The sequence below is a fragment of the Candidatus Polarisedimenticolia bacterium genome (assembly GCA_036001465.1).
Lineage (GTDB): Bacteria > Acidobacteriota > Polarisedimenticolia > Gp22-AA2 > Gp22-AA2 > Gp22-AA3.
On sequence record DASYUH010000013.1, the window covers coordinates 107,381 to 129,971 of the forward strand.

General features: G+C 67.0%; 15 protein-coding genes. 7 read left to right on the forward strand and 8 right to left on the reverse strand.

Annotation, left to right across the window (positions count from 1 at the left end; all coding sequences use genetic code 11):
* Positions 1-6 precede the first annotated feature (6 nt).
* Positions 7-3,138, reverse strand: coding sequence for a hypothetical protein (locus VGV60_02720; GenBank protein HEV8700164.1), 3,132 nt, complete (start codon positions 3,136-3,138; stop codon positions 7-9).
* A gap of 130 nt (positions 3,139-3,268) precedes the next feature.
* On the opposite strand from VGV60_02720, the gene VGV60_02725 reads away from it, so the two are divergent.
* The 4 genes from VGV60_02725 to asnB (VGV60_02740) are packed head-to-tail and all read left to right on the forward strand — an operon-like array spanning position 3,269 to position 8,655.
* Complete coding sequence (locus tag VGV60_02725) at positions 3,269-4,462, forward strand: acetyl-CoA C-acetyltransferase (GenBank protein HEV8700165.1); 1,194 nt, start codon at positions 3,269-3,271, stop codon at positions 4,460-4,462.
* Positions 4,463-4,469: 7 nt separating this feature from the next.
* Entirely contained in the window at positions 4,470-5,642 is a 1,173-nt protein-coding gene (locus VGV60_02730) for an acyl-CoA dehydrogenase family protein (GenBank protein HEV8700166.1), read from the forward strand.
* Between the two features lie 45 nt (positions 5,643-5,687).
* Positions 5,688-6,827: a glycosyltransferase family 4 protein gene (locus VGV60_02735; GenBank protein ID HEV8700167.1), complete on the forward strand. Its 1,140-nt coding sequence runs from the start codon at positions 5,688-5,690 to the stop codon at positions 6,825-6,827.
* Complete coding sequence (gene asnB / locus VGV60_02740) at positions 6,814-8,655, forward strand: asparagine synthase (glutamine-hydrolyzing) (protein ID HEV8700168.1); 1,842 nt, start codon at positions 6,814-6,816, stop codon at positions 8,653-8,655. Before VGV60_02735 ends, asnB (VGV60_02740) begins: the two co-directional genes overlap by 14 nt.
* Before the next feature lie 8 nt (positions 8,656-8,663).
* Here asnB (VGV60_02740) and asnB (VGV60_02745) read toward each other — a convergent pair whose 3' ends face one another.
* Complete coding sequence (gene asnB / locus VGV60_02745) at positions 8,664-10,592, reverse strand: asparagine synthase (glutamine-hydrolyzing) (protein HEV8700169.1); 1,929 nt, start codon at positions 10,590-10,592, stop codon at positions 8,664-8,666.
* 1,030 nt (positions 10,593-11,622) lie between these two features.
* On the opposite strand from asnB (VGV60_02745), the gene VGV60_02750 reads away from it, so the two are divergent.
* From VGV60_02750 to VGV60_02760, 3 genes are all read left to right on the forward strand, one after another.
* The gene (locus VGV60_02750) at positions 11,623-12,486 is read left to right on the forward strand and encodes a class I SAM-dependent methyltransferase (protein ID HEV8700170.1); all 864 of its coding nucleotides are present in this window, start codon (positions 11,623-11,625) and stop codon (positions 12,484-12,486) included.
* A gap of 157 nt (positions 12,487-12,643) precedes the next feature.
* Positions 12,644-14,620 carry an asparagine synthase (glutamine-hydrolyzing) gene (gene asnB, locus VGV60_02755; protein HEV8700171.1) on the forward strand — a complete coding sequence of 659 codons (1,977 nt, stop codon included), beginning with the start codon at positions 12,644-12,646 and terminating at the stop codon, positions 14,618-14,620.
* Entirely contained in the window at positions 14,617-15,930 is a 1,314-nt protein-coding gene (locus tag VGV60_02760) for a glycosyltransferase family 4 protein (protein HEV8700172.1), read from the forward strand. Before asnB (VGV60_02755) ends, VGV60_02760 begins: the two co-directional genes overlap by 4 nt.
* On the opposite strand, the gene VGV60_02765 is transcribed toward VGV60_02760, so the two are convergent.
* From VGV60_02765 to VGV60_02790, 6 genes are all read right to left on the reverse strand, one after another.
* Positions 15,891-16,829, reverse strand: coding sequence for a glycosyltransferase family 2 protein (locus VGV60_02765; protein ID HEV8700173.1), 939 nt, complete (start codon positions 16,827-16,829; stop codon positions 15,891-15,893). The two genes, VGV60_02760 and VGV60_02765, sit on opposite strands and share 40 nt — an antisense overlap.
* Before the next feature lie 12 nt (positions 16,830-16,841).
* Positions 16,842-17,711, reverse strand: a complete 870-nt coding sequence (locus tag VGV60_02770) for an FkbM family methyltransferase (protein ID HEV8700174.1) — start codon at positions 17,709-17,711, stop codon at positions 16,842-16,844.
* An 86-nt stretch (positions 17,712-17,797) separates the two neighbouring features.
* The gene (locus VGV60_02775) at positions 17,798-18,082 is read right to left on the reverse strand and encodes a hypothetical protein (protein ID HEV8700175.1); all 285 of its coding nucleotides are present in this window, start codon (positions 18,080-18,082) and stop codon (positions 17,798-17,800) included.
* Positions 18,083-18,246: 164 nt separating this feature from the next.
* Positions 18,247-19,941, reverse strand: a complete 1,695-nt coding sequence (locus tag VGV60_02780) for a hypothetical protein (protein ID HEV8700176.1) — start codon at positions 19,939-19,941, stop codon at positions 18,247-18,249.
* An 85-nt stretch (positions 19,942-20,026) separates the two neighbouring features.
* On the reverse strand, positions 20,027-20,593 hold the full coding sequence (locus tag VGV60_02785) for a class I SAM-dependent methyltransferase (GenBank protein HEV8700177.1): 567 nt from the start codon (positions 20,591-20,593) through the stop codon (positions 20,027-20,029).
* Between the two features lie 344 nt (positions 20,594-20,937).
* Positions 20,938-22,521: a lipid II flippase MurJ gene (locus VGV60_02790; GenBank protein ID HEV8700178.1), complete on the reverse strand. Its 1,584-nt coding sequence runs from the start codon at positions 22,519-22,521 to the stop codon at positions 20,938-20,940.
* Positions 22,522-22,591: the final 70 nt, after the last annotated feature.

Here is a 22,591-nt window from a genome sequence, read left to right on the forward strand (position 1 = left end):
ACTTCATCAAAAGTATTTCAACAGACCGATCTGGAACTCGGTCCCACCCTTGAGGGGCTCGAAATCTGATTGCAGGGCCACCCCGACGTCGAACTGCAGGACCGTCTCCCAGGGCCCCATCATGTTGCCCGAGATCCCGAGCCCGGTGAACGAGTGGTAGTCGTCCGAGGTCAGGACGTCGCGGACCCGGGCCCTGTCGAGGGAGGCGTCGAAGCGGACGACGTTGGCGATGTTGAAGGCGTACTGCGCCCGGACGATCCCTCCGCGGTCGTAGCGCACGCCCGACCCGGAGAAGCCGCGCACCCGGGTCCCGAAGAACGAAAACTGGAACTCGCTGAACCGGTCCAGGCGCGATCCCGTCTGCCACATCGCCTCGAACCGCAGCTTCTGGAACAAGGGAAGAAAAACCTGCTTCGCCACGCTGAACTCGTAGGTCTCGTAGTCATTCTGGGCGGCGTCGAAATCCGACAGGCACGATCCGGGGGACGGACAGGGCAGGGTCTCATCGCCCCATGCCCCCCATCGGCTGCGGAAGCTCTTCTGGCCGGACGCGACCACGCTCCATGCCGCGCGATTGAATTCCCACTGGATTCCCGGCGACTGGATGAACGTGTCCCGGGGCACGACGAACGTCTCGGAGTCAACGTCGCGGCTGTAGTTGACATAGTCCAGTCCGTAGGTCGCCTTCAATCGCATGAAGCTCCCGAGCGAAGCGCCCAGCGATCCGGACAGGCTCTGGGACCGCGCGTCGACGTTGCTTTCTGCAAGCTCCTTGCCCTGGACGAAGAGCTGGTCGGTCAGGTTCACGGCCAGCGTCACCACCTGCGCGGTGGCGTCCAGCCGCTTCCCGAAGAGGTGCGGGTCGGTGTAGGAGAACAGGTTGATCACTCCGCCCAGGAGCGCGGTCGTCTGCACGTTCCGGCCGCCCACGTCGTAGTTGAAGTACCCGGCTCCCAGGAGCGGCAGGACCGGGTAGTCGAGTCCGGGCTGGCGATAGAGGCCGGCGAGGCCCAGCAGCGCGGATTTCCTGGTCTGTTCCTTCACCTGGCGCTCCCCGCTCTCGGTGCGCTCGAGGTACCTGAGTCCTTCGCGGGTGTCGCGCAGCATCTGGCGATCGGAGCGGTAGGCCTCCTCCCTCGCCTGCGCGAACCCGGCGTCGTTGATCGACACGTTCTTGAAGTCGATCTCCCGCGACAGGACCAGGGCCTGGCCCGCCACCGAGAGGATCTGCTGCCCTTCCACCCGAGTCAGGAGCCAGTAGGTCGAGCCGTCCGGCCCTGCGTGCGGCCTGTAGAAATCGACCTCCTCGTTGGAGGTCAGGGGCGGCGAAAGCTTCGTCTGGACGGTGGACGTCTTCACCGGCGCGAACGTCCGGGTCTCGATCCAGGCCCGTCCTTCGTACAGGTTCCTGCTGCGATCGATCGGCTTGAACTCGAGGACATGGCAGTCGAACCCGCCCACCTTGTCCTCGCTGACGTACTCGTAGACGTAGTCCTTGTTCAGGTTGATGTCGAGGGGCAGGGTGAACACCTTCTCGGGCTGCGGGATCGGCAGCTCCGGCAGCTTCTTCCCTTTCCAGCGGACGCCGTTGTAGTACAGGGCGCGCTGCTCCCACTCGGCCCCCGTCGCCGGATCCCAGAAGAAGGCGTTGTCGAAGCTGACGTCGATGGTGTTGCTGCCCGCGACCTTCCCGTGGTAGGTCAGGATGGCGTCGGCCCGGTAGTTCTTCAGCCTGAACCTCTGGTCGGCCATGAAGGCCTGGTGGCCGGTGATGACCTCCTCGGCGGTGATGAGCCCCTTCCCCTCAATGTGCAGCTGCTCCTTCTCCGCCTCGAACCCCTTGATCGCCACCCGGGAGTACTGCAGGACGAGCGGGCGGGCGTACAGGGGGACGGGGACGCGGGTCGTGTTGCTCTTGAAGTCCGGCTCGACGGCCCCTCCCGGCGGGCCGGCCGCCCCCCCGATGATGTCGTAGATCGCCGCGCCCCGTACCGCGGCGGTTGGAATCACCACCCTCGCGCCCCGCTCGGGCAGCGGACCGCGGGCGAAGAAGCCGACAAGCCCCTGGTAGGCCCCGGCGTCGAAGAACGCATAGGACGTGATCCCTTCGATCCGCCGGCCCGCCCCCTCGCCGGTCGCCTCGAACGCCAGGGCGCCGCTCACCGGCGCGTAGGTCGGCAGAAACAGCTTGTGCAGGTCCAGGAGCACGCCGGGGAATTCCGGCTGCCCGTTCACGTCGGTCTCGAGATCGAAGCTGACCACCGCCGCCCCCTCCCCCTGGGCCGTGATGAACCGGCCGAGGAGATCGGAGGCCCGTTCGCGATCGGTGACTCCCTCCGCCGCCACGCGGACCGCCCAGAGCTGGGCCGAGGGGTCCTGATCCAGGAGCAGCGCCGAGGCCTTGGCTATCGCGCGCTCGATCGGGAGGCCGGCTGGCGGGCGCACCGGCAGGACATCGACGTACGTTGCGATCCCCTGGTCGTAGAGGGCCTTTTGCCAGTCCAAGTCGGCCTCCAGAGACTCGGCTCCGAGGTCGAGGGCTCCCTGGGCGATCCGGCCCTCGGGGTCCGCGGACCGGATGACCACCGAGGTGTTCTTGAGCACGTAGGCGAAGTCCATCACCCCGGCGGCCGCCCATCCCTGCTCCCGGTTGGGCGCGTCCGCGATCTCGTAGTAGCGCACCCGGCCCTTGAAGTGCAGCGCTGCCGCGCGGGTGAACCCGAGCCAGGCCTTCAGGACGGCCGGCCGGCCGGGAGAAGGCATCGAACCACCCGGGTCGATGGCGGGGTTGGGCCCGTACAGGCATAGCGTCACGACGAAGTGCGCCGCCCGATAGGGATCGACGATCCGGTCCACCTCGCTCCAGTCGTACGTCCCCTCGCCCGGTTCCAGAAGGGACCACGGGGCGCGGATACGGACGTAGAGCGGATGGTCCGGGGCGATGGACGGATCCAGGACGGGATCCGGCAGCAGGAATTCTTCGCGTCCCGACCCCAGGTCGTATTCGTAGCCGAGACCGAGAGTGGGCGGCCGGGGCGCCGCCCCGCCTGCCGGCGCCGCCGGGGCAAATGTCGGAACCGCGATCGTCAGAAGCAGCCAGCCGGCCGCATCGCGGACGCTCCGGAGCGCTCGTCGCATGGACGAGGGACGTTATCAGACAGACCGGTGGCAGTCAAACCACGGTGTCGTCCCGCAGCCAGCCATCCGTGCTATGGTATACGCCCCCGTCGAGGGCGCGAGGCGCAAGGGATTCAACGAGATCGACCGGATGAGAATCGCAGCCGAATTGCTGATCGCGGGCTCGGTCCGCACGCCTCTGGGAAAGTTCGGTGGCGCCCTGGCGTCGCTCAGCGCCCCGGAGCTGGGGGCCGCGGCCTCGCGCGCCGCTCTCGAGCGGGCCGGTATCCGGCCGGACGATGTCCAGGAGACCATCATGGGGAACGCCCGGCCGGCGGGCACCGGACCGAATCCCGCCCGCCAGATCGCCCACAGGGCCGGGATTCCGGACAGCGCCCCCGCCTACACGGTCAACATGGCCTGCGGCTCCTCGCTCCGCGCCATCCTGAACGCCTGCCAGAGCATCGCGGCCGGCGACCGCGAGGTCGTGCTGGTCGGGGGGGCCGAGTCGATGAGCCGCGTCCCCTACCTGCTGGAGGGGGCCCGCTTCGGGTACAAGATGGGCCACCAGCGCCTCACCGACGCCATGTACCGGGACGGATTTCTCTGCCCCCTGTGCGACCAGGTCATGGGGGAGACCGCCGAAACGCTGGCGGAACGCTACGAGATTTCCCGCGTCGAGCAGGATGCCTTCGCCGCGGAGTCCCAGCAGCGCTGCGAGCGGGCCAGGACATCGGGTAGCTTCACCGCTGAAATCGTCCCGTTGACGGTCGCGGGACCCAAGGGCTCCGCCCTGGTTTCCGAGGACGAGCACCCTCGGGACGGCGTGACCGCCGAATCCCTCGCAAGCCTGCCGCCGGTGTTCAGGAAGAACGGGACGGTCCACGCCGGCTCGTCCTCCGGGCTGGTCGACGGCGCTTCGGCGATGGTCCTGCTGTCCTCCGACGCCGCCCGCCGGCTCGGGGTGCAGCCCCAGGCCCGCGTGGTGGCCTACTCCACGGCGGGCGTCGATCCCGCGGTCATGGGGATCGGGCCCGTTCCGGCGGTCCGGGATCTCCTGCGCCGAACGGGTCTCACCCTCGAGGAGATTGACCTGATCGAGATCAACGAGGCGTTCGCCGCACAGGTCCTGGCGTGCCAGCGCGATCTCCGGTTCGATCTGTCACGCACCAACGTCAACGGCGGGGCCATCGCCCTCGGACACCCGATCGGCGCGACCGGGGCCCGCATCACGACCACCCTGATCCACGAGATGCTGCGGCGCAAGGCCCGCCGGGGCCTGGCCACCCTGTGCATCAGCGGCGGTCTGGGGATCGCGCTCCTCGTCGAGCCGGTTTCCTCGTGACGCCGGCATGAAGCGCCCTTACCAGGCTCTCGACTTCTTCGCGGTGGACGCCCTCCTGAGCGACGAGGAGCTCATGGTCCGCGATACCGCGCGGGCGTTCGTCACCGACAGGGTGCTCCCCATCATCGAGGCGCACTTCCGCGACGGCACGTTCCCGTCCGAGCTCGTGCCTGAGATGGCGTCGATGGGCCTGCTCGGCGCCAACCTCGAAGGGTACGGCTGCGCCGGGCTCAACAGCGTCGCCTACGGCCTGATCATGCAGGAGCTGGAGCGCGGCGACAGCGGGATCCGGTCGTTCGTCTCGGTGCAGGGCGCGCTGTGCATGTATCCGATCCACGCGTTCGGCTCGCCCGAGCAGAAGGAGCGCTGGATCCCGGCCATGGCGAAGGGAAAGGCCGTCGGCTGCTTCGGCCTGACCGAGCCGGACGCCGGCAGCGACCCGGCGAGCCTCCGGACGCGGGCGGCCAGGAAGGGCGGGCGCTACGTTCTCAACGGCGCGAAGGCCTGGATCACCAACGGATCGATCGCCGATGTCGCGGTGGTCTGGGCCCGTTGCGAGGACGGCGTGATCCGCGGCTTCCTGGTGGAGCGCGGAACCGCGGGTTTCTCCGCCCGGGATCACGGGGGCAAGTTCTCGCTGCGGGCGTCGGTCACCTCCGAGCTCATCCTTCAGGATTGCGAGGTTCCGGCCGCGGCGCTGCTTCCGGGGACCGGGGGATTGAGATCACCGCTGATGTGCCTCAGCCAGGCGCGGTATGGCATTGCGTGGGGCGGCATCGGTTCGGCGCAGGCCGTGTTCGATGAGGCCCTGGGCTACGCAAAAGCCCGCATCGCCTTCGGCAAGCCGATCGCCGCGTTTCAGATCCAGCAGGAGAAGCTCGTCTGGATGGCCAGCGAGATCACCAAGGCGCAGATCCTGGCCCTGCGCCTGGGACGGCTCAAGGATGAAGGCAAGGCGACCCCGGCGCAGATCTCCATGGGCAAGCGGAACAACATCTGGGTGGCGCGGGAGTGCGCCCGACTGGCCCGGGAGATCCTGGGCGCCAACGGGATCACCGATGAATACCAGGTGGGGCGCCACCTGTGCAACATCGAGTCGGTCTACACTTACGAGGGAACGCACGACATTCATACCCTCATCCTGGGCGAGGCCCTGACGGGACTCTCCGCGTTTTCCTGAGGAAGGCCGAGTGCCGACCATGCCACCTTCCCCTTCAGGCCCGACATGGTGAACCCGGCCCCGAGCGCCGTTCCGGGAATGAACCCGCCGTCCGAGCGGGCGTCTCCGGACTCGCTCCCGCGCCTCTGCTTCATCGGGCCCCTGATGGCGGAGCGTCATTCCGGGTACGTGGTGACCCAGGGCGTGGTCCTGTCGGGTCGCTTCCGAAGCGCCGGCTACCCGGTTGTGACCGCCTCGGCGTCCCCCAACCGGTATCTCCGGCTCCTCGACGTCGCCCGCACGATCGTCCAGCGCCGAGGGGCCATCGACATCCTGATCGTCCATGTTTACAGCGGCCCGAGCTTCGTCGTGGAGGACGTCGCAAGCTGGCTCGGCCGGCGCTTCGGCCTGCGGATCATCCTGCTGCTCCACGGGGGCGCCATGCCGGAGTTCATGGCGAAATTTCCGGACTGGACGCGCCGGGTCCTCGGCCGCGCCGACGCCATCGTCGCCCCCTCCCCGTTTCTCGCCCGATCCGCGGCCGCGCACGGCTTCGAGTGCCAGGTCATCCCGAACCTCATCGACTTGAATCGCTACCCCCATCGACGGCGCGGCACGCTCGAGCCCCGCCTCTTCTGGATGCGCTCCTTCCACCCCGTGTACAACCCTATCCTGGCGGTCCGCGTGCTGGAACGCCTGCGGGCCACGCATCCGCGCGCCACTCTGGTCATGGGGGGACCGGACAAGGGGATGCAGTCCGAGGTCCAGGCGCTCGCGCGGCGAATCGGTCTGGGGGACGCGGTGCGGTTTCCGGGCTTCCTGGACATGGCGGGCAAGGCGCGGGAGGGCCAGGCGGCCGATGTTTTCATCAACACGAGCCGCGTCGACAACATGCCCGTGTGCGTCGTCGAGGCCGCCGCCATGGGGATCCCCGTGGTGAGCACGGCCGTGGGAGGCGTCACGGACCTGGTGCAGGACGGGGAGACGGCGCTGCTCGTCCCCGACGACGACGTCGAGGCGATGGCGGGGTCGATCCAGCGCCTGCTGCGCGATCCGGATCTGGCCGGCCGGCTGTCCGAGAAGGGTCGCAGGCTCGCCGAGCGATCCGCCTGGGAGCAGGTCCATCCCCTCTGGGAGGCGCTTTTCGCCCGCCTGCAGTCCCACCCCTCTCCCACCCCGCGCCGAGGCACCGATGTGCGGCATTAGCGGCGTCGGCGGGTCGCGCGCGGTCGCCGAGATGGAACTCGTCGCGATGCGCGATTCCCTGGCCCACCGCGGACCGGACGATGCCGCCCATGTCATGTCGCCCGGGGTGGCCCTGGCATCCCGGCGGCTCGCGATTCTCGATCTCTCGAGCCGCGGACGGATGCCGATGTCCACGCCGGACGGCCGGTACTGCATCACGTACAACGGCGCGGTCTACAACTTCCGGGAGCTGCGCTCCTTTCTGGAGGGGCGCGGCCATACGTTCCGGACCCAGACCGACACCGAAGTGATCCTCCAGCTGTATGCGGAGGAGGGCCCCGCCATGCTGGGGCGGCTGAACGGCATGTTCGCCCTGGCCATCTGGGATGCCCGCGAGCGTTCGCTGTTCCTCGCCCGTGATCGGCTGGGCGTGAAGCCCCTCTTCTACGCGGAGCACGACGGGCGGCTGTACTTTGCCTCCGAGCAGAAGGCGCTGTTCGCCGCCGGCGTTCCGATCCGTTTCGACCCCGCTGCATGGGAGGAGCTCCTGTGCTTCCGCTACGTCAGCGGCACGAAGACCCCCTACTCCGGGGTCGAGAAACTCCTCCCCGGCCATTACATGATCTGGAAGGACGGGCACACCGCGATTCATCGCTGGTGGATCCTCGCCGATCGCGCCCGCTCTCTCAGGGATTCCCTCCCCGCCGACCCCGTCCGCTGGTACCGAGAGACCCTCGACAGCGCCGTGGACCTGCGATGCATCAGCGATGTTCCGGTCGGCGTCCTCTTGAGCGGCGGACTGGACTCTTCGAGCATCGCCTCATCTCTGGCGCAGCACGAGCGCTCGGGCCTCGCCAGCTTCACCGTCCGCTTCTCGGAATCAGGATACGACGAGGGACCCCTGGCGCGAGAGGTCGCGTCGCGCTTCGGGCTGGAGTACAACGAGACGACGGTCGGCACCGACCTCCTGGTCGACAGGATCCTGGAGGCTTCCCATCTCAACGACGAGCCCCTGGCGCACGACAGCGACCTGCACCTCCTCGCCATCTCGAGGTATGCCAGGCCGCGGGTCACGGTGCTGCTCTCAGGGGAAGGAGCGGATGAGACGCTCGGCGGCTACGTCCGCTACCGGCCGCTTCGCAGCCCCCAGCTGCTGGCGGTCGCGCGGCCCGTCTATCCCGCCGCCGCCATGCTGTTCGGGGCGGGCGGGAGGCTGCGCAAGCTCGCGCGCTTCCTCGACCTGGGGGGGCTGCGCTCGTACATCCTGTACAACGCCTGCAATGTCCTGCCGTGCGACCTGCGCGCGCTGGGGATGACGCCGACCTGCGACTTTCCCTACCGTCAGGCCGTTCTCGAGGAGGCGGAGACTCTCTACCCCACGGAACCGGTCCGGCAGGCGATGTACGCCGACCAGCACACGTTCCTCTGCTCGGTCCTCGATCGAAACGATCGGATGACCATGGGAGCCTCGATCGAGTGTCGCGTCCCCTTTCTCGACTACCGCCTCGTGGAAGCCCTCGCGGCCATGCCATCCTCCGTTCTGGGCCCGGGGCGGCGCGGCAAGCCCCTCCTGCAGCGCTCCATGAGCGACCGGCTGCCTCCCGCCGTTCGTCACAACAGGAAATGGGGCTTCGGGGTACCCTGGGGCTCCTACCTGAGAGACTGTCCACCGCTGCGCGGCCTGGTCCAGGATCTTCCGGACCTCGAGCCGATCCGGAGCGGACCGCTCGATCGCGGCCGGCTGGCGACGGCGATCCGGGAGTTCCTCGCCGGGGACGAGGCCCACGTGGCGCTGGTGCGGCAACTCGTGATGATCGCGGCCTGGCACCGTGCGTGCGTCAAGTCCTGACCCAAGGCCTACCACCCGAGCTTCCGGTCCCGCAGCCAGAGCTCCAGGGCGAGGAGCATGAGCACCCTCTGGTAGAGCCCGCCCCGGCTGATCGTGCCCACCCTGCGCCCCGCTCCCGCCGCGCGAAACCACTCCAGCCAGCGGTCCACCAGAGCGCCGCTCAGGAACCCCCGGATCCGCGCGCCGCCCGACCGGAGCAGATCGTCGAGCATGGCGTGGAACGCGGGACCGACCATGCGATCGAGAGGGATGGAGAAGCCCTGCTTCCGGTGCTCCGCCACCTTCCGGGGAAGCCAGCGCCTGGCCAGGGCGCGAAGCACGAGTTTGCCCTCGCGCCCGTCCGTCTTCAGTCGATGCGGGAGCCGGAGCCCGCAGCGGACGACCTCCTCATCCAGCATCGGCACCCGCACCTCGATGCTGGCGCGCATGCTCATCATGTCGACCTTGCGCAACATGTCCCCCGGGAGGCTCGCGGCGAAGATGGCCTCCGTCAGCCGCCGCGACAGGGGCTCGAGGTCCATGACCCCGGCCGGATCGTACGGTCCGAACATGCGGTCGACCGGCAAGAGCCCCGCCCGCGCGTCGGGCAGGACCAGCTCCTCCTTCTGGGATTCGCTCAGATAGCTGTAGAACCTTGCGAACAGACGGGCGGTGCTCTCCCCTCCCGTCCCGGCCAGCCGGACGATCTTGGCGGCCTGCCTTCCCAGATCGGCCGTCCACGGCTCGAGAAGGTCCCCTCCCCGTGCCAGGAGTTCGCGGAGCGGACCCGGAAGGCGGCTCAGCCGGTGGAGGAGATTGAGCCGCCAGAAGGATGCATACCCCCCGAAGCCCTCGTCGCCCCCGTCGCCGGACACCGTGCAGATGATCCCGTTGTCACGGATTGCGCGGCTCACGGCGTAGGTGGGCAGGAGGCTGGAGTCGGCAAACGGCTGATCGAAGTGCCGCAGCAGGTCGTTCACTGAATCGGGAGCGAGCACGCGGTCGTCCACCTCGATCGAGCGATGCCGGGTTCCGTAGTGGCTCGCCACGGCGAGCGCCATCTCGGTCTCGTCGTACCCGGATTCCGGAAAGCGGACGTTGAACGTCGAGGGGGTCCCGGAGGTCGTCCGGCAGAGCGCGGCCACCACCAGGGACGAGTCGATGCCGCCGCTCAGGAGCGCGGCCACGGGCACATCGGCGCGCGATTGCTCCGCCGCGGCGCGCAGGAGAGCCGCCTCTGCGGCGTCGACCGCCTCCTCCAGGGTCAGGCCGTCCTCCGGCTCGGGATGGACGGTATGGAATCTCTTCGGGATCCGCCCCTTGCAGTCGACGAGGAGAGTGGTGCCGGTGGGCAGCATCTCGATCCCGAGGAAGCCGGTCGCCGGCTCCGGCACGTATCCGAGCGCCAGGAAGTCGTAGCAGGCCTGGCGATCCACGCCCGCCTCGATCACCGCCGACGTGAGGATCGCCTTGATCTCGCTGGCGAAGACGAGATGGTCGCCCCGCACCGCGTAGTAGAGCGGCTTGATGCCGAAGCGATCGCGCCCCAGAAGGAGCGACCGCCTGTTCCGGTCGTAGATGGCGAAGGCGAACATGCCCCGCAGCCGCCCGGCGAGGGCGGCGCCTTCCTCCTCGTACAGATGGGCGAGGACTTCGGTATCCGAGGTCCCTCGAAACCTGTGACCCCGTTGCTGCAGCTCCCGCCGGAGCTCGGGATGGTTGTAGATCTCCCCGTTGAACACCACCTGGACGCTGCCATCCTCGTTGGGCATGGGCTGATTGCCGGTCGGCGTCAGATCGATGATGGCCAGGCGCCGAAACACGAGCTCGCAGGTGCCGTCGTGGAAGTGCCCGCCTCCGTCGGGTCCGCGGTGCTGCAGGAGAGCGTCGGCATGGACCCGCCAGGCGGGATCGGGAGGCAGTTGGTTCGGGTGAAAACGGCCGGCAATCCCGCACATGGGTTGCGGCACAGTACGCCATGGTGCATCCAAATGCAATGGCGAATGCACGACGACCGTATGGATTTGGCGGTGCGCCAGGCACCGTAATCCGCGGGTCTAGCGCCCTGCGCTCCGCCCTCACGGTCTCGGCGGTGCGCGTTCTCAACATGCTGCTGTATCTCGTGTTCGCTCTCGGTGACTTACTTCGGGACGAGCGTGCAGCGCGCGAGCATTTTATTGAGACACCTCGATCGGCACCCTTGAAATTCGGCTTTGAATGCTGACGTGACCAGGTCTGGAGGTGGCGATGAAGGCGACGAAGAAGGGCGCTTCCATGCAATGCGGAAAGATGCGCTCCGCCTGCTGTTCATGCGGCACGGGGCGCCTTTGGTGCTGAAGTCGGACAACGGCGCGTGCTTCACCTCGGCGGATGTCCGCTCTCCATGCGAACAGAACGGTGTGCTACAGTTGTTCACCGGAGGGCACCTCCGCCCACAACGTCAGCGTCGAGGCCGGCATTGGGTCACTTCAGACACGCGCGCACTATGAATCAGCCCGGCACGGACGTCTTCTGGAATGGACCTGAGATGACTGGAGGCGATGCGCCTAAGCTACAAAACAGCCCATCCTCAGAGGCGCTTCGGCCCGACCCCGGAGCAGGCTTGGGCGTCGCACCCCGCTATCACCGCCGCCCAGCGTCATTGGTTCAGGGCCAGCCGTGTGCATCACGCCGAGCGCGAACGCGCCGACCGGAGCATCCCTCCCGGCCTCCAGTTCGGCCATCGGGCGCGGGCATTGATCAACCGTTTCGTCGACAGGAAACAGCTGCGGCTCCGCTACGAGGCCTACTGTCGGCAACCGGCGCACAAAAGTTCCCTCTCCTTCAAATTCCGCGGACTGGCGCTGGAGATCTGGGCGCGACGATTCGAGTCTTGTCTGCGGCTCGGCGGATGAAAGAACGTTCGCGGGACGGGCATCCGTTACGATGAAGTGGACCACGAAAGCGCTCATCCAGCGAACGCTCTCACGGACCCCGGCCGGAGGGACCGTGTACTTTTGGGGGCAGAAATGGTTCGGCGGCTACCGGCACTTCACGATCGACCAGAAGGTTCAGCAGGGAATGGTCCTTGCGGAAAGCCTGTTCCAGTCAGGCCAGACCTTTTCAGGTCGCCGAACCGTCGAGATCGGTTGTGGCTGGACGCCGGTGGTGCCGCTGCTCTTCTGGATGTACGGACAGGAGGAGTGTCACACTTACGATGTATCCCGGTTGCTCCGGCGCTCACTGATGCTTGAAACAGTCCGGCAGATCGGGGAGTTTCACGGACTGGATCGCGATCTGCCGGACGGGGAACACCGGGAACGGCTTCGGAAGCGCGCTGCGATTCTGGCCGACCTGGCGCGGTTACGGGCCGCCACAGGGGACATCCTGGCACGCTGCAGCATCGTCTACCACGCGCCGCACGACGCGTCGGCCACGGGTCTGGCGAACGGCTCGATCGATGTCGTGTACTCAAACACCGTTCTCGAGCACATCCCCGAGGAAGCTCTCGCCGGCCTGTTTGCCGAGGCGCATCGGGTCCTCCGTCCCGGAGGTCACATGCTTCACCTCATCGACCTGAGCGATCATTTCTCGCATGGTGATCCCACCATCTCGTCCATCAACTTCCTGCGCTTCTCGGAAGCGTCCTTCTCGAAATACAACACGACATTTCTCTATCAGAACCGCCTGCGCTCCCATCAGTGGCGGCGGATCTTCGAAGACTCGGGGTTCGAGATCCGGGTCTGGCAGGAGATTCGTGACGCCGGGATCCGCTCTTTGTTGCCCCGGTTTCCGCTCGATCGGGCGTTTGCCCATTTGAGCGAGGAAGAGCTATGCATCGGCTCCATTCGCGTGGTCGCGACCCGGGCGTGATGCCCGCATCATCGAGCCCTGGCAGGCGGCCTGAAGAGGCGGCCGCACGCGGGACACTGGAATGGGGAATGGTGGTGATCCCGGGGCCGGACCTGCGGAGACGGTAGAATAGGCGCAGGCCAGGGCTTTCGGTGCGTTGGGAGAGCGGGAACAGGCGATGTGCGGCATTTTCGGAATTGTGGGAGACCCGGTGCCTGCCGGGATCGATCGAGCCTGCGACGCCATGCGCCACCGCGGCCCCGACGACCGGGGCACCTACCTCGACGCCGGCGCCGGGCTGGGAATGACCCGGCTGGCGATCCTCGACCTGTCCCGGGCCGGCCACCAGCCGATGGGCACCGAAGACGACTCCCTGTGGATCGTCCACAACGGCGAGGTCTACAACTTCGGGGAGGAGCGACGCCGGCTGGAGGCGAAGGGTCTACGATTCCGATCACACACGGACACCGAGGTGATCCTGCGCCTGTACGAAGAGCTGGGCCCGGCGTGCATCGATCGCCTGCGGGGGATGTTCGCTTTCGCGGTCTGGGATGCCCGGAATCGGCGCCTGTTTGCGGCACGGGACCGCCTGGGCATCAAGCCCCTTTATTATGCGTGGGACAGCCACCGGCTCGTCTTCGCTTCCGAGCTGAAGGCCCTGCTGGCCAGTGGCCTGGTGGAGGGCCGCCTCTCCATGGAGGGGCTGGCGCTGTACCTGACCTTTGGCTACGTCCCCTCACCCTGCACGCTGATCGAAGGGGTGCAGGCGCTGCAGCCCGGGCATCACCTGACCCTGGAGAAGGGGCGCTTGACGGTGAGGCGCTACTGGGATCTGCCGACGGGCAGCGATCGGCACGCCTCGCGGTCGGCAGACGAGAGGGAGGCTGCCGCGGAACTCCGCGCCCTCCTGACGGAGAGCGTCCGCCTCCGGCTGATCAGCGACGTGCCGATTGGCGCCTTCTTGAGCGGGGGGATCGACTCGGCGGCCGTGGTCGCCCTCATGGCCGAGGCCCGCTCGGGGCCGGTCAAGACTTTCTCCATCGGCTTCGATGCCGACGGGAAAACCCTGGACGAGACCGACGACGCGGGCTTTCTCGCCAAGCACCTGGGAACCGACCACACGCGGCGCATCGTGACGGGCCGCGAGGTCGCCGACCTCGTCGATCGTCTCGGCCGGGCCCTCGACCAGCCGTCATTCGATGGAATCAACAGCTATATCGTGTCGCAAGTGGCACGCACTGGCGTGACCGTGGCCCTGACGGGACTCGGAGGAGACGAGCTGTTCGCGGGCTACCCTCATTTCTGGCGTCTCCATTGGGAATACCGGAATGGAGGATGGCCGCACACGATCCAGAGGTCGATCAAGACGGCCCTCGCGGGGGCAGGCACCTTGATCCAGCCCTGGTTTCGGGGGACGCCTCTGGATCGGTATGCGGACTGGGCCCGCGTGCAGCACGGTTTCGTCACCCGCTACGGTCTATCTCACACCCTTTTCCCGCCGGCGCAACAGCACGCCCTCTGCACCCCCGGATTGGCCGCATCGGCCCCGATCGGGCGGCTTGCCTCCGACTACCTGGGAGCCCTCGACGACCCGCGCGCCCATGATCTGATCGCGCGCGTCAGCCGCCTCGACCTCAAGGGGTACATGGCGCACCGGCTGCTGAGAGACATGGATGCCATGAGCATGGCCCACTCCCTCGAGGTGAGGGTGCCTCTCATCGACCATCGGCTCGTCGAGTTCGCCTACGCCCTGCCGGCTTCCTACAAGTATCAACCCGGGAGCGCCGCCCCGCCCGGCGGCGAACGGGAGGCCAGCTATCGTCAGTTGGGGGCGAAGAGGATTCTCATCGATTCGGTTCGGGATCTGCTGCCAGTCGGCTACGAGGACCGCCCCAAGACCGGATTCCACCTTCCCATGGCCTCCTGGATGAAGAGCGACCTCCGACCCGCCGTGGACGACCTGCTGAGCCGGGAGTCCGTGCGGCGGCGAGGGCTGTTCCGCCCGGAGGCCGTTGCGCGGCTTTTGGCGGGGTTCCATGGAGGCGCGGTTCCGTGGCACCAGGTCTGGGCGCTCGCGGCGCTCGAGTTGTGGCAGCGCCAGGTTCTTTACTCGGGCGCCGCCGCCCCGGCGGGCGACCAGCGGGCGACCGCGTGAGCCAGGGCACCCCCCTCTCCCTTATCTATCTACAAAACGGCAGCGGCACGGGAGGGGCCGGATTCAGCCTGGACGTCCTGCTGGCCCATCTGGACGCCGGCCGGTTCCGGCCGATCGTCTGGACCTGCGACGACGGACTCATGGTGCGGCGGTGGGAAGGGCGAGGGGCCCGGGTGGTGGTCCGCCGCATGCATCTCTTCGAGGGGCTCGACACGCACTTCGTGCAGGGCGCCATCGAACGCGATCCATCGGGATGGCGCCGATCCAGCCTCCAGGCTCTCACGGCCGCCAGGGCTGCGGCCGCCCTGCCGGGCGAGATCGCCTTCCTGCGGCGCCTGCGGGCCCGTCAGGGGGTCGTCGTGCATGTGAACTCAATCGTCGCGTTGAGCGCGGGCCTTGCGGCTCGGCTCCTCGGCCTGCCGATCGTCTGGCATGTCCGCGAAATCCTCGCCCCGGGCGTCTGGGGGCGCATCGCCCGCCGGATCATCCTCTATTCGGCCTCCCGTATCGTCGCCGTGTCCGCTGCGGCCGCCGCCCCCTTTCAGGACGCGGGCGTTCCGGTGCAGGTCGTTCATAACGCGATCGAACTGAAGGCGTTCGATCCGTCCCTCGACGGCGCCCCCGTCCGCCGCGAGCTGGGTCTCCCCCCGGACACGCCCGTCGTCGGCTTCGTCGGGAGGCTGTTCCCGAGCAAGGGGACCTTCGATCTCCTACAGGCCATGTCAATCGTCTCCCGGGAGTTTCCCGGCGCTCACCTCCTGATCGTGGGGGGGGACGATCCTCCGCAGGCCCACTCGTCAGGGGCGACCTGGAAAGGCAGGCTCCGCCGTCGTCTCGGTTTCGGGCAGGCGCCCGACTACCTGCCGCTCCTCCGGTCGGAGGCGGACCGTCTGGGCCTGGGGGACCGCGTCCATCTCCTCGGGCCGCGGCACGACACGCCCCGGCTCCTGGCGGCCATGGACGTCGTCGCGCTGCCGTCGCGCACGGAGGCGTTCGGCAGGACCATCATCGAGGCGATGGCCATGGCCAGGCCGGTCGTGTCCGTCGCCGTCGAGGGAATTCTCGATCTGATCCGGCACGACGAGAACGGGATCCTGATCCCGCCCCCCTCCCGGGTGGAGGATCTGGCCGTCGCCATCGCTGCGCTCCTCAAGGACCCGGGCCGCCGGGAGGCCCTGGGGCGGGAAGGTCGTCTATCCGTGGTCGATCGGTTCTCGGCGGAGCGTCACGCGCGGGCGATCATGGCCGTCTACGAGGATCTGGCGGCCGGTCACATCGGACGCCAGGTCCAGATGCCGCGGGCGTATTGAAACCGCAGGCGCAGGTCGCCGAGCGGCAGCGCCCCCAGGATCGACTTGATCAGGCCGATGAGCACCGTGGCCGGGACGTCCACCACCTGGAGCGCGAGGCGGTAGAGTCGCGCAGGCCGGCGGCCGAAGCAGCGCTCGAGGTAGCGCTGAATACTGATGGCTCCGTTCACCAGTGTCCGGACCGGCGCCTGGCGGGCGCTCCGCCCTCCCAGGTGGGCAACCCTGGCTTCCGGCACGAAGTAGATCTTCCATCCATCGCGGCGGATTCGGAAGCAGAGATCCAGGTCCTCGCCGCAGTGGATGAAGCATTCGCCGAACCCTCCCCCCTTCTCGAACAGGTCGCGGCGGAGCAGCATGGCGGCCCCCGAAATCGCCTGGACCTCCTGGACCACCTGGGGGTCGTAGGGTGAGACCAGCCGCTTCCTGAACCATGGTCCTACGAGAGGGAGCTTCTGGAGCCTGAACACGTCGATGGCCACGAGCCGCGCCGCGGTCGGCTGGACGCGGGCCGAGGTCTCCTGGAAGGTGCCGTCCTCGTTCCACAGGGAGGGGCCCAGCATGCCCGCATCCGGGTGCTCCTGAAGGAAACGGATCAGGATCCCGAGGGCGCCCGGCATCACGATCGTATCCGGGTTCAGGAGCAGGACGAATCGTGCCGTCGCCAGGCGGAGGCCCAGGTTGCTCGCCCGGGCGAACCCCAGGTTGGCGCCGTTGACGATCACCTGGACCGATGGAAATTCGCCGCGCAGCATCGCGACGCTGTCGTCCGAGGACGCGTTGTCGACCACGATCAACTGCAGCGACAGGCTCGACGCGTCGGCGACCAGCGAGCGGATGCACTGCCGGAGGAGCGGCGCCACATTCCAGCTGACGATGATGACGGAGACGTCGGGGATCATGAGCGTCCGGTCCTAGGTCGAGGGTCGAAGCACCGCGTGCCCGTACTCGGGAATCGACGTCATCGGGCGGTGGGGAGGATCCAGCTCGCAAAGATCATAACCGACGCTCGCCAGGAAACCGCGCAGGGCCGCTTCGGTCGTGTCGAACAGCCGCCAAGCAAAGGAGTGCACCTCGAGGAAGATCCACGGACGGGCCGTCCGGAGCGTCTCGGCGGCGCCCTGCAGGGCCCAGAGCTCGGCCCCCTCCACGTCGATCTTCATGACTGAGGGCGGCGGCCCCCCGGCACGGACGAACTCGTCGAGCCGGATCGCGCAGATCGGCACCCAGGACGGTTGCGCGTCTTCCTGAGGATAGACGTTGCGCAACGCGTTGCCCGACGCCCAGGTCGTGGCGAGGGTCGGCCAGACGGGCATCGACACCACGCCGGCAGTGTTGGAGCAGGCTGCCTCCATGACCCGGATGCGATCGTCGAGGCCGTTCAGGGCGCAGTGTCGCCTGAGCAGACGGACCGTCTCGGGAACCGGTTCGAAGGCGACGACGCGCCCGTGCTCCTCCACGCGCCGGCAGGCGGCGATGGCGTACCAGCCGACGAAGCTGCCCACGTCATAGAACACGTGTCCCGGCTCGAGGTGCGCCAGCAGGGCGGCCAGCAGCCGATCGTCGCGCGGCACGGGGTAGCCGACCAGGAAATCGAAGTCCAGCCACAACGACTCCTCAACCGACGGCAGCTTGCAGCGGGCACGGCCGCGTCGCAGCGCGCGCTCCACGGCGAGGCTTGCCGCCTTGACGTTCCGGGCGCAGCGCCGTGCCGGCGCCTCGAGGGTTGAGCCTCGAATCCATGCGGGCATGGCCCAACGCGCGACCCATCCCGGACGGTTCATCGCTTCGTCACCTGGAACTCCCCGTTCCCTTTGCGCCCGGCGCGGAGCCTCAGCAACCCTCCGATGACCACGCGCGCATCGTCGATTCACAGGCCGTGCAACTGGGCGGCGTAGATTCCAATCCCGAGAGTGCGCCCCGTCATGACCTGCACGATCCGCGGCCCCTCCCTTCCAAGCTCGGCTAGGCGCTCGAAAACGCCTGCCCAGGCCAGAAGGGGCACCCCCATGACGACGGCAGCCGCGAGGACCCTGGCGGCGAATAGGGTATCACCCGGGCCCCAAACTGTCCCGACCCCTCGGAGCACCAGGAGAAGCAGGATGAGGAGGAAACCACGCACGTACGCCTCTCCCGAGGCTCTCGCGGATACCATCGTGTCCGTCATGAAGAATGACGCAAAACGTGCGGCAATCGGGCGCACTGCCCGCCATGCGGTGTTGCAGCGGTTCTACGCGGCGTATCGCGCGGATCGAATGATGGCCGTCGGCTCCGGCTCGAAGGCAGGCGTGACACCTGGGGGAACCGATCCTAGCCGCCTCAAAGCGCTCCTGAACCTTGGCTCAAATCTCTGACGAAGATGGAATACGCCCCGAACGTCGCCGAGTGACGATAGTTTCGCGTGAGATAGGCATCGAGTAGAGCCGCTCCCTCTTCCCGGTTGGCTGCGGTCGTCGACTCGGCATCGGCTCCCGACCAGAGAACGACGTACCGCACATCGCGTGCTGCAAGATCCTTCGCAATCTCACCCTGTACGCGCTCCGTGGTAGCGACGCCGGGGTGCAGCTCGTGATATCGGGTGGCGCTGTCCCTGTCCGCGAGAAAATAGAAGAGCACATCGTTTGTCTCGACCCTGCGGTGTGTCCAGAGTCCCACAAAGATACGCTCGCCCGGTCCCACGTGATCAACGATGTATCCGACAGCGGCCAATTCGTCCGGGTCGGCCACCGCGTACCCCAACCGACGCTCCGGCAAGGTCGACCAATCCCCGCTCCGCGGGAGAGCTTCCGTCGGAGGTCCCAGGATCACGCGTGCCTTGACGTAGACGGGCTCGACGAGCATGGGGAGTAACAGAACCAGCGCCGCGACTGCCGGCAGATAGGACGCCCCGCCGGAAGGTCGCTTCAGGATCCCCTGCCCCAGAGGCAGGAGGAGGAGCACGGGGACGGAGAAGACAAGCAGATGAGGCAGGTCCGCTCGGACGAGTATTTGAGGAAACAGAGCTCCCGCGAGCAGCGTAAGGTGCAGGATTGTCCATCGTCGGGCCCGGTCGAGGGAGTCCTGAACGTGAGGTCGCCCCACAAGGAGCAACATGGACAGCACAAACACCAGCGGAACGACATAGTAGGGAAGGGCGGTCAGTGAGTACGAGAGATACGAGCGAAGCGAGAGAGAACCATTGAGGAAGAGAGAGAGGCCCGGCGGACGAGGATACGGGAGGGCGCGCACGGAGGGAAATACATGGGCCGGGAAGATGATCAGATCCTCTATTACTTCCTTCAGAGGAACGGCTATCACGAGACAGAGTGCGACTGGGAGCACGATAATCGCAACCCCTAACACATAGAGGAGGATTCCCTGCATCCTGCTGGCAACCCGCGCCCATGAGCCCGACTCGGTGACAGTTCCGGTGGATGCCGAGAAAGTCAGGACAATCAGTCCTGCGAGGGACGCGTAGAATCCCACGTCATGACGGAATACTGCTGTAGCTCCGGCAGCCATACCTCCGAGAAGCAGTCTGAGCGGGCTCGTCGGATCGATGCTGTGGCGCTCGAGCAGCAGGACGGATGTCATGCTGAGAAGAAGGGCTATCAGCACGGAGGAGCCGAAGGGCGAGAACCTACCGAGCCAGACGGTCCCCACGAGCCAGCACAGGAGGGCTGTGCTCCGGGAGACGAAGGGCGCCGTGATTCTCCAGGCGAGCAGCACCAAGGATGAGCGGATGAGGATGTTCGAAACACGCTCCACCAGGAGGGACGGCCCGAACAGCTTGAAGAGTGCCGCCAGGAGGTAGAACTGGCCGGGCGGGTACATCGTCCACCAGTCCCGGTAAGGGAGTTCTCCTCTCAACACCCTGAGGGCCCCGTAGACGATGACACCTTCGTCATACGGATTGGCGTGGAGGGTCACATCGGGAAGAAAGTAAAGCACCGAAAGTATCGCCAGCGATGGATAGAGCCACGCCTCATTCAGGGGCTGCCTCCACCTCCGGGTGCGTTCCAGCCGTAGATCCACCAGGCGCGCCTCCACAGCCTCGGTAGGTCAATCTTCCTGCTTCTAAACCCGATCGCTGGTCCTTCGAGCGTTCGGTCTGGGTCGTTTACCCTCGACAGCCATTCCTGCGGAGCACCACCGTGCCCTTTTCACTCGGGATGCGTTCGACATCGAGGGCGACGAATTCGTGCAGCCAGCGACCAAGGACGATCGCCTCGTCTTCGCGACTCCCATCGTCGAGGACGACCACGGCGCCCGGACTCAGTGTCTCGACGATCAGGGGAAGCGCCGGATACCGAACCAACCTGCGCGCCTGTCCATGCTGGAGGGGGCCATCCACGATCAGCACGTCGATCGGAGCGAACTTCGCCAGAGCCGTGGTGTCATACCATTCCCAGGTCCGCGGTCCCAGCGCCACGGACCGGAGCGGGGCGTGGACAACCCTCGCGACATCCGCGAGTCCGTGATCCTCCAGGTACTCCGTCGGCAGCCTCGCGTAGCGCTCCTCCTGCTCGAGCGACAGGATTCGACCCTGGCCCACCTCCCTGAGACAGGAGGCGGCAATCAGCGTGGACACACCGCTGCCCGCTTCCACGATCAGGCCAGGTCTGTGCCGGCGGATCAGGGTGACCAGGTTGGTTGCAAAGTCCGGAGAGATGGCGGCGGCTCTCATGGGCGGCAGTGGGTGGGTGGATCTTCAGGGACACGAAAAGCGACGGGAGCGCTTCCATCTGACGGTAATTCGCCGTGGGGTTGGTCGCGCTGTTCAGCACGATGCTCTGGATCCGACGGTAGATTTCAATCTGGGTTGTCAGGATGATGATCAGGGCGAACACGATGGAGCACTCAAGGGACCAGTCTGGAACCAACCACCGCGTGAGGGACGAGCCGACGATGACGAGCAGGAGAAGGCCGACAATGCAGACGACGTCTTTCCTCGAAAGGCTCATCGGATCGGTCCTTCCTTCGCAGTCGCAGCGGGCATGGATCTCGAGGCTCGGAACGAGGAGAACACGTTCATGGCCGCCGAACCAAACCGGTGGCGGACGAGAGGACCCGCGCCAAAATGTCACGCGCCTCATCGACGCGCAGAAGGTGCAGAAGGGCGAGATAGGTTCCAACTCCGAGCGCGAGTCCCGACATGACCTGAATGATCCGCGGCCCCTCTTTCCCCAGATCAGCGAGGTTCCCGAAAAACCCTGCCCACACCAGAAGGACCGCCCCCATGATGGTGGCGGACACGAGAACCCTCGCGGCGAATAGGGTATCACCCGGGCCCCGGATCGCCCCGACCTCCCGGCGCACCAGGGGAATGAGGACGAGGAGGGAGACGAGCGACACGGCGGTCGTGGCGAGGGCTATTCCGGCAAGGCCGAACGGCTTGACCAGGAGTGAATTCAATACGGCATTCGCCGCAATGGCGCCCGCAGAGGACCAGGCGAGCGCGGCGAGACAGCGCCGCGCGAACAGAACTCGAGCCAGGATGACCTGATGGCCCATGAAAAGGATTTCGGGTGCATAACAGGCGATGAGCCGCGCCACCATCGCGGTCGATTCGGGAGGGAATGCGCCCCGCTCGAAGAGGAGGCGCGCCAGCGGGGTGCCGAACGTCAGGGCTCCGGCACACAAGGGCGCGGTCAGGATGAGCATGTGACGCTGGCTCGACCGGAGGATCCCGGCGAGCTCCCCCCGGCCAGCCTGCGCCGCGGCCGCCAGTCGCGGGAAGACGACCTCGGCGAGAGAGAGGGACGTCAGCAATTCCGCGTTGGAGATGATGACGAAGGCGAACCCCAGAGTCGTGATGCTGCCGGACGGCAGGAAGGACGCGAAGGCATTGTCCACCAGGAGATTGATCGTTCCGGTGTTCGCGGCGAGGCTCATCGGCAGGAACGCGACCCAGAAGTCCCGCCGGTGCTCCGCGTGCAAGCCTCCGGCTTCCGCCTGGGGGGAGAATCCCGCAGGGTCGCGGAGCATTCGGGCGGCGGCCAGTGAGAGCAGCCCGACCGCGATGACCGCGCCCAGGAGCGATCCGAGCGGCAGGGCGAAAATCCCCAGCCGGCCTACCAGGAGAACCAAGACGATCACGGACACCAGGTTGATCAGGACGTGCGTGAGGTTCGATACCCCGAAGCGGCCACGGACCTCGAACAGGCAGCGCGTCACCGTGAAGTAGACGCCTCCGGCCAGCCCGAAAATTGAGATGCGCAGCAGGCTGGCGCTCAGCGCGGCACGGTCGGGTGTGAACCCCGGTGCAATCAAGGCGGTGAAGTGGCGCGCTCCGGCGAGAACGACCAAAATGCACGGGGTGAGCCACAGCGTCACCTGCCAGAGAGTCCGGCGGGCGAAGCGTTTCTGTCCTGAAATCCCGTCCCGACGACCAACCGCAGCCAGCGAGACGAGCAGATTGCCGTACAGGCCGCCCATCAGGAACGTGGAGATGAGGTTGGGGATAGTCTGGGCCACCAGGTAACAGTCCTTCGCCACGCTGGTCCCGAAATAGGTCGCCGAGAGCATCCCGAGGGCCAGCGCGAGACCGGCGTTCGTCAGGCGGCACGCCGAAACGACAAGAGTGGCGCGGAACGCGCTGGCGTTCTGGCTCACGTTCCTGGCGGCATGGGGCGCGGGATAGCCGCGCTTGCGGCGGTGCGGGCGTGGAATGCCCTTCGCGCCC

Bases quoted from the DNA above. Each gene is read 5' to 3' on its own strand.
- VGV60_02735 (HEV8700167.1), top strand. From the start codon at position 5,688: ATGGTGAACCCGGCCCCGAGCGCCGTTCCGGGAATGAACCCGCCGTCC.
- asnB (HEV8700169.1), bottom strand. From the start codon at position 10,592: ATGTGCGGGATTGCCGGCCGTTTTCACCCGAACCAACTGCCTCCCGAT.
- VGV60_02770 (HEV8700174.1), bottom strand. From the start codon at position 17,711: ATGAACCGTCCGGGATGGGTCGCGCGTTGGGCCATGCCCGCATGGATT.
- asnB (HEV8700168.1), top strand. From the start codon at position 6,814: ATGTGCGGCATTAGCGGCGTCGGCGGGTCGCGCGCGGTCGCCGAGATG.
- VGV60_02730 (HEV8700166.1), top strand. From the start codon at position 4,470: ATGAAGCGCCCTTACCAGGCTCTCGACTTCTTCGCGGTGGACGCCCTC.
- VGV60_02775 (HEV8700175.1), bottom strand. From the start codon at position 18,082: ATGGTATCCGCGAGAGCCTCGGGAGAGGCGTACGTGCGTGGTTTCCTC.
- VGV60_02765 (HEV8700173.1), bottom strand. From the start codon at position 16,829: ATGATCCCCGACGTCTCCGTCATCATCGTCAGCTGGAATGTGGCGCCG.
- VGV60_02785 (HEV8700177.1), bottom strand. From the start codon at position 20,593: ATGAGAGCCGCCGCCATCTCTCCGGACTTTGCAACCAACCTGGTCACC.
- VGV60_02725 (HEV8700165.1), top strand. From the start codon at position 3,269: ATGAGAATCGCAGCCGAATTGCTGATCGCGGGCTCGGTCCGCACGCCT.
- asnB (HEV8700171.1), top strand. From the start codon at position 12,644: ATGTGCGGCATTTTCGGAATTGTGGGAGACCCGGTGCCTGCCGGGATC.
- VGV60_02720 (HEV8700164.1), bottom strand. From the start codon at position 3,138: ATGCGACGAGCGCTCCGGAGCGTCCGCGATGCGGCCGGCTGGCTGCTT.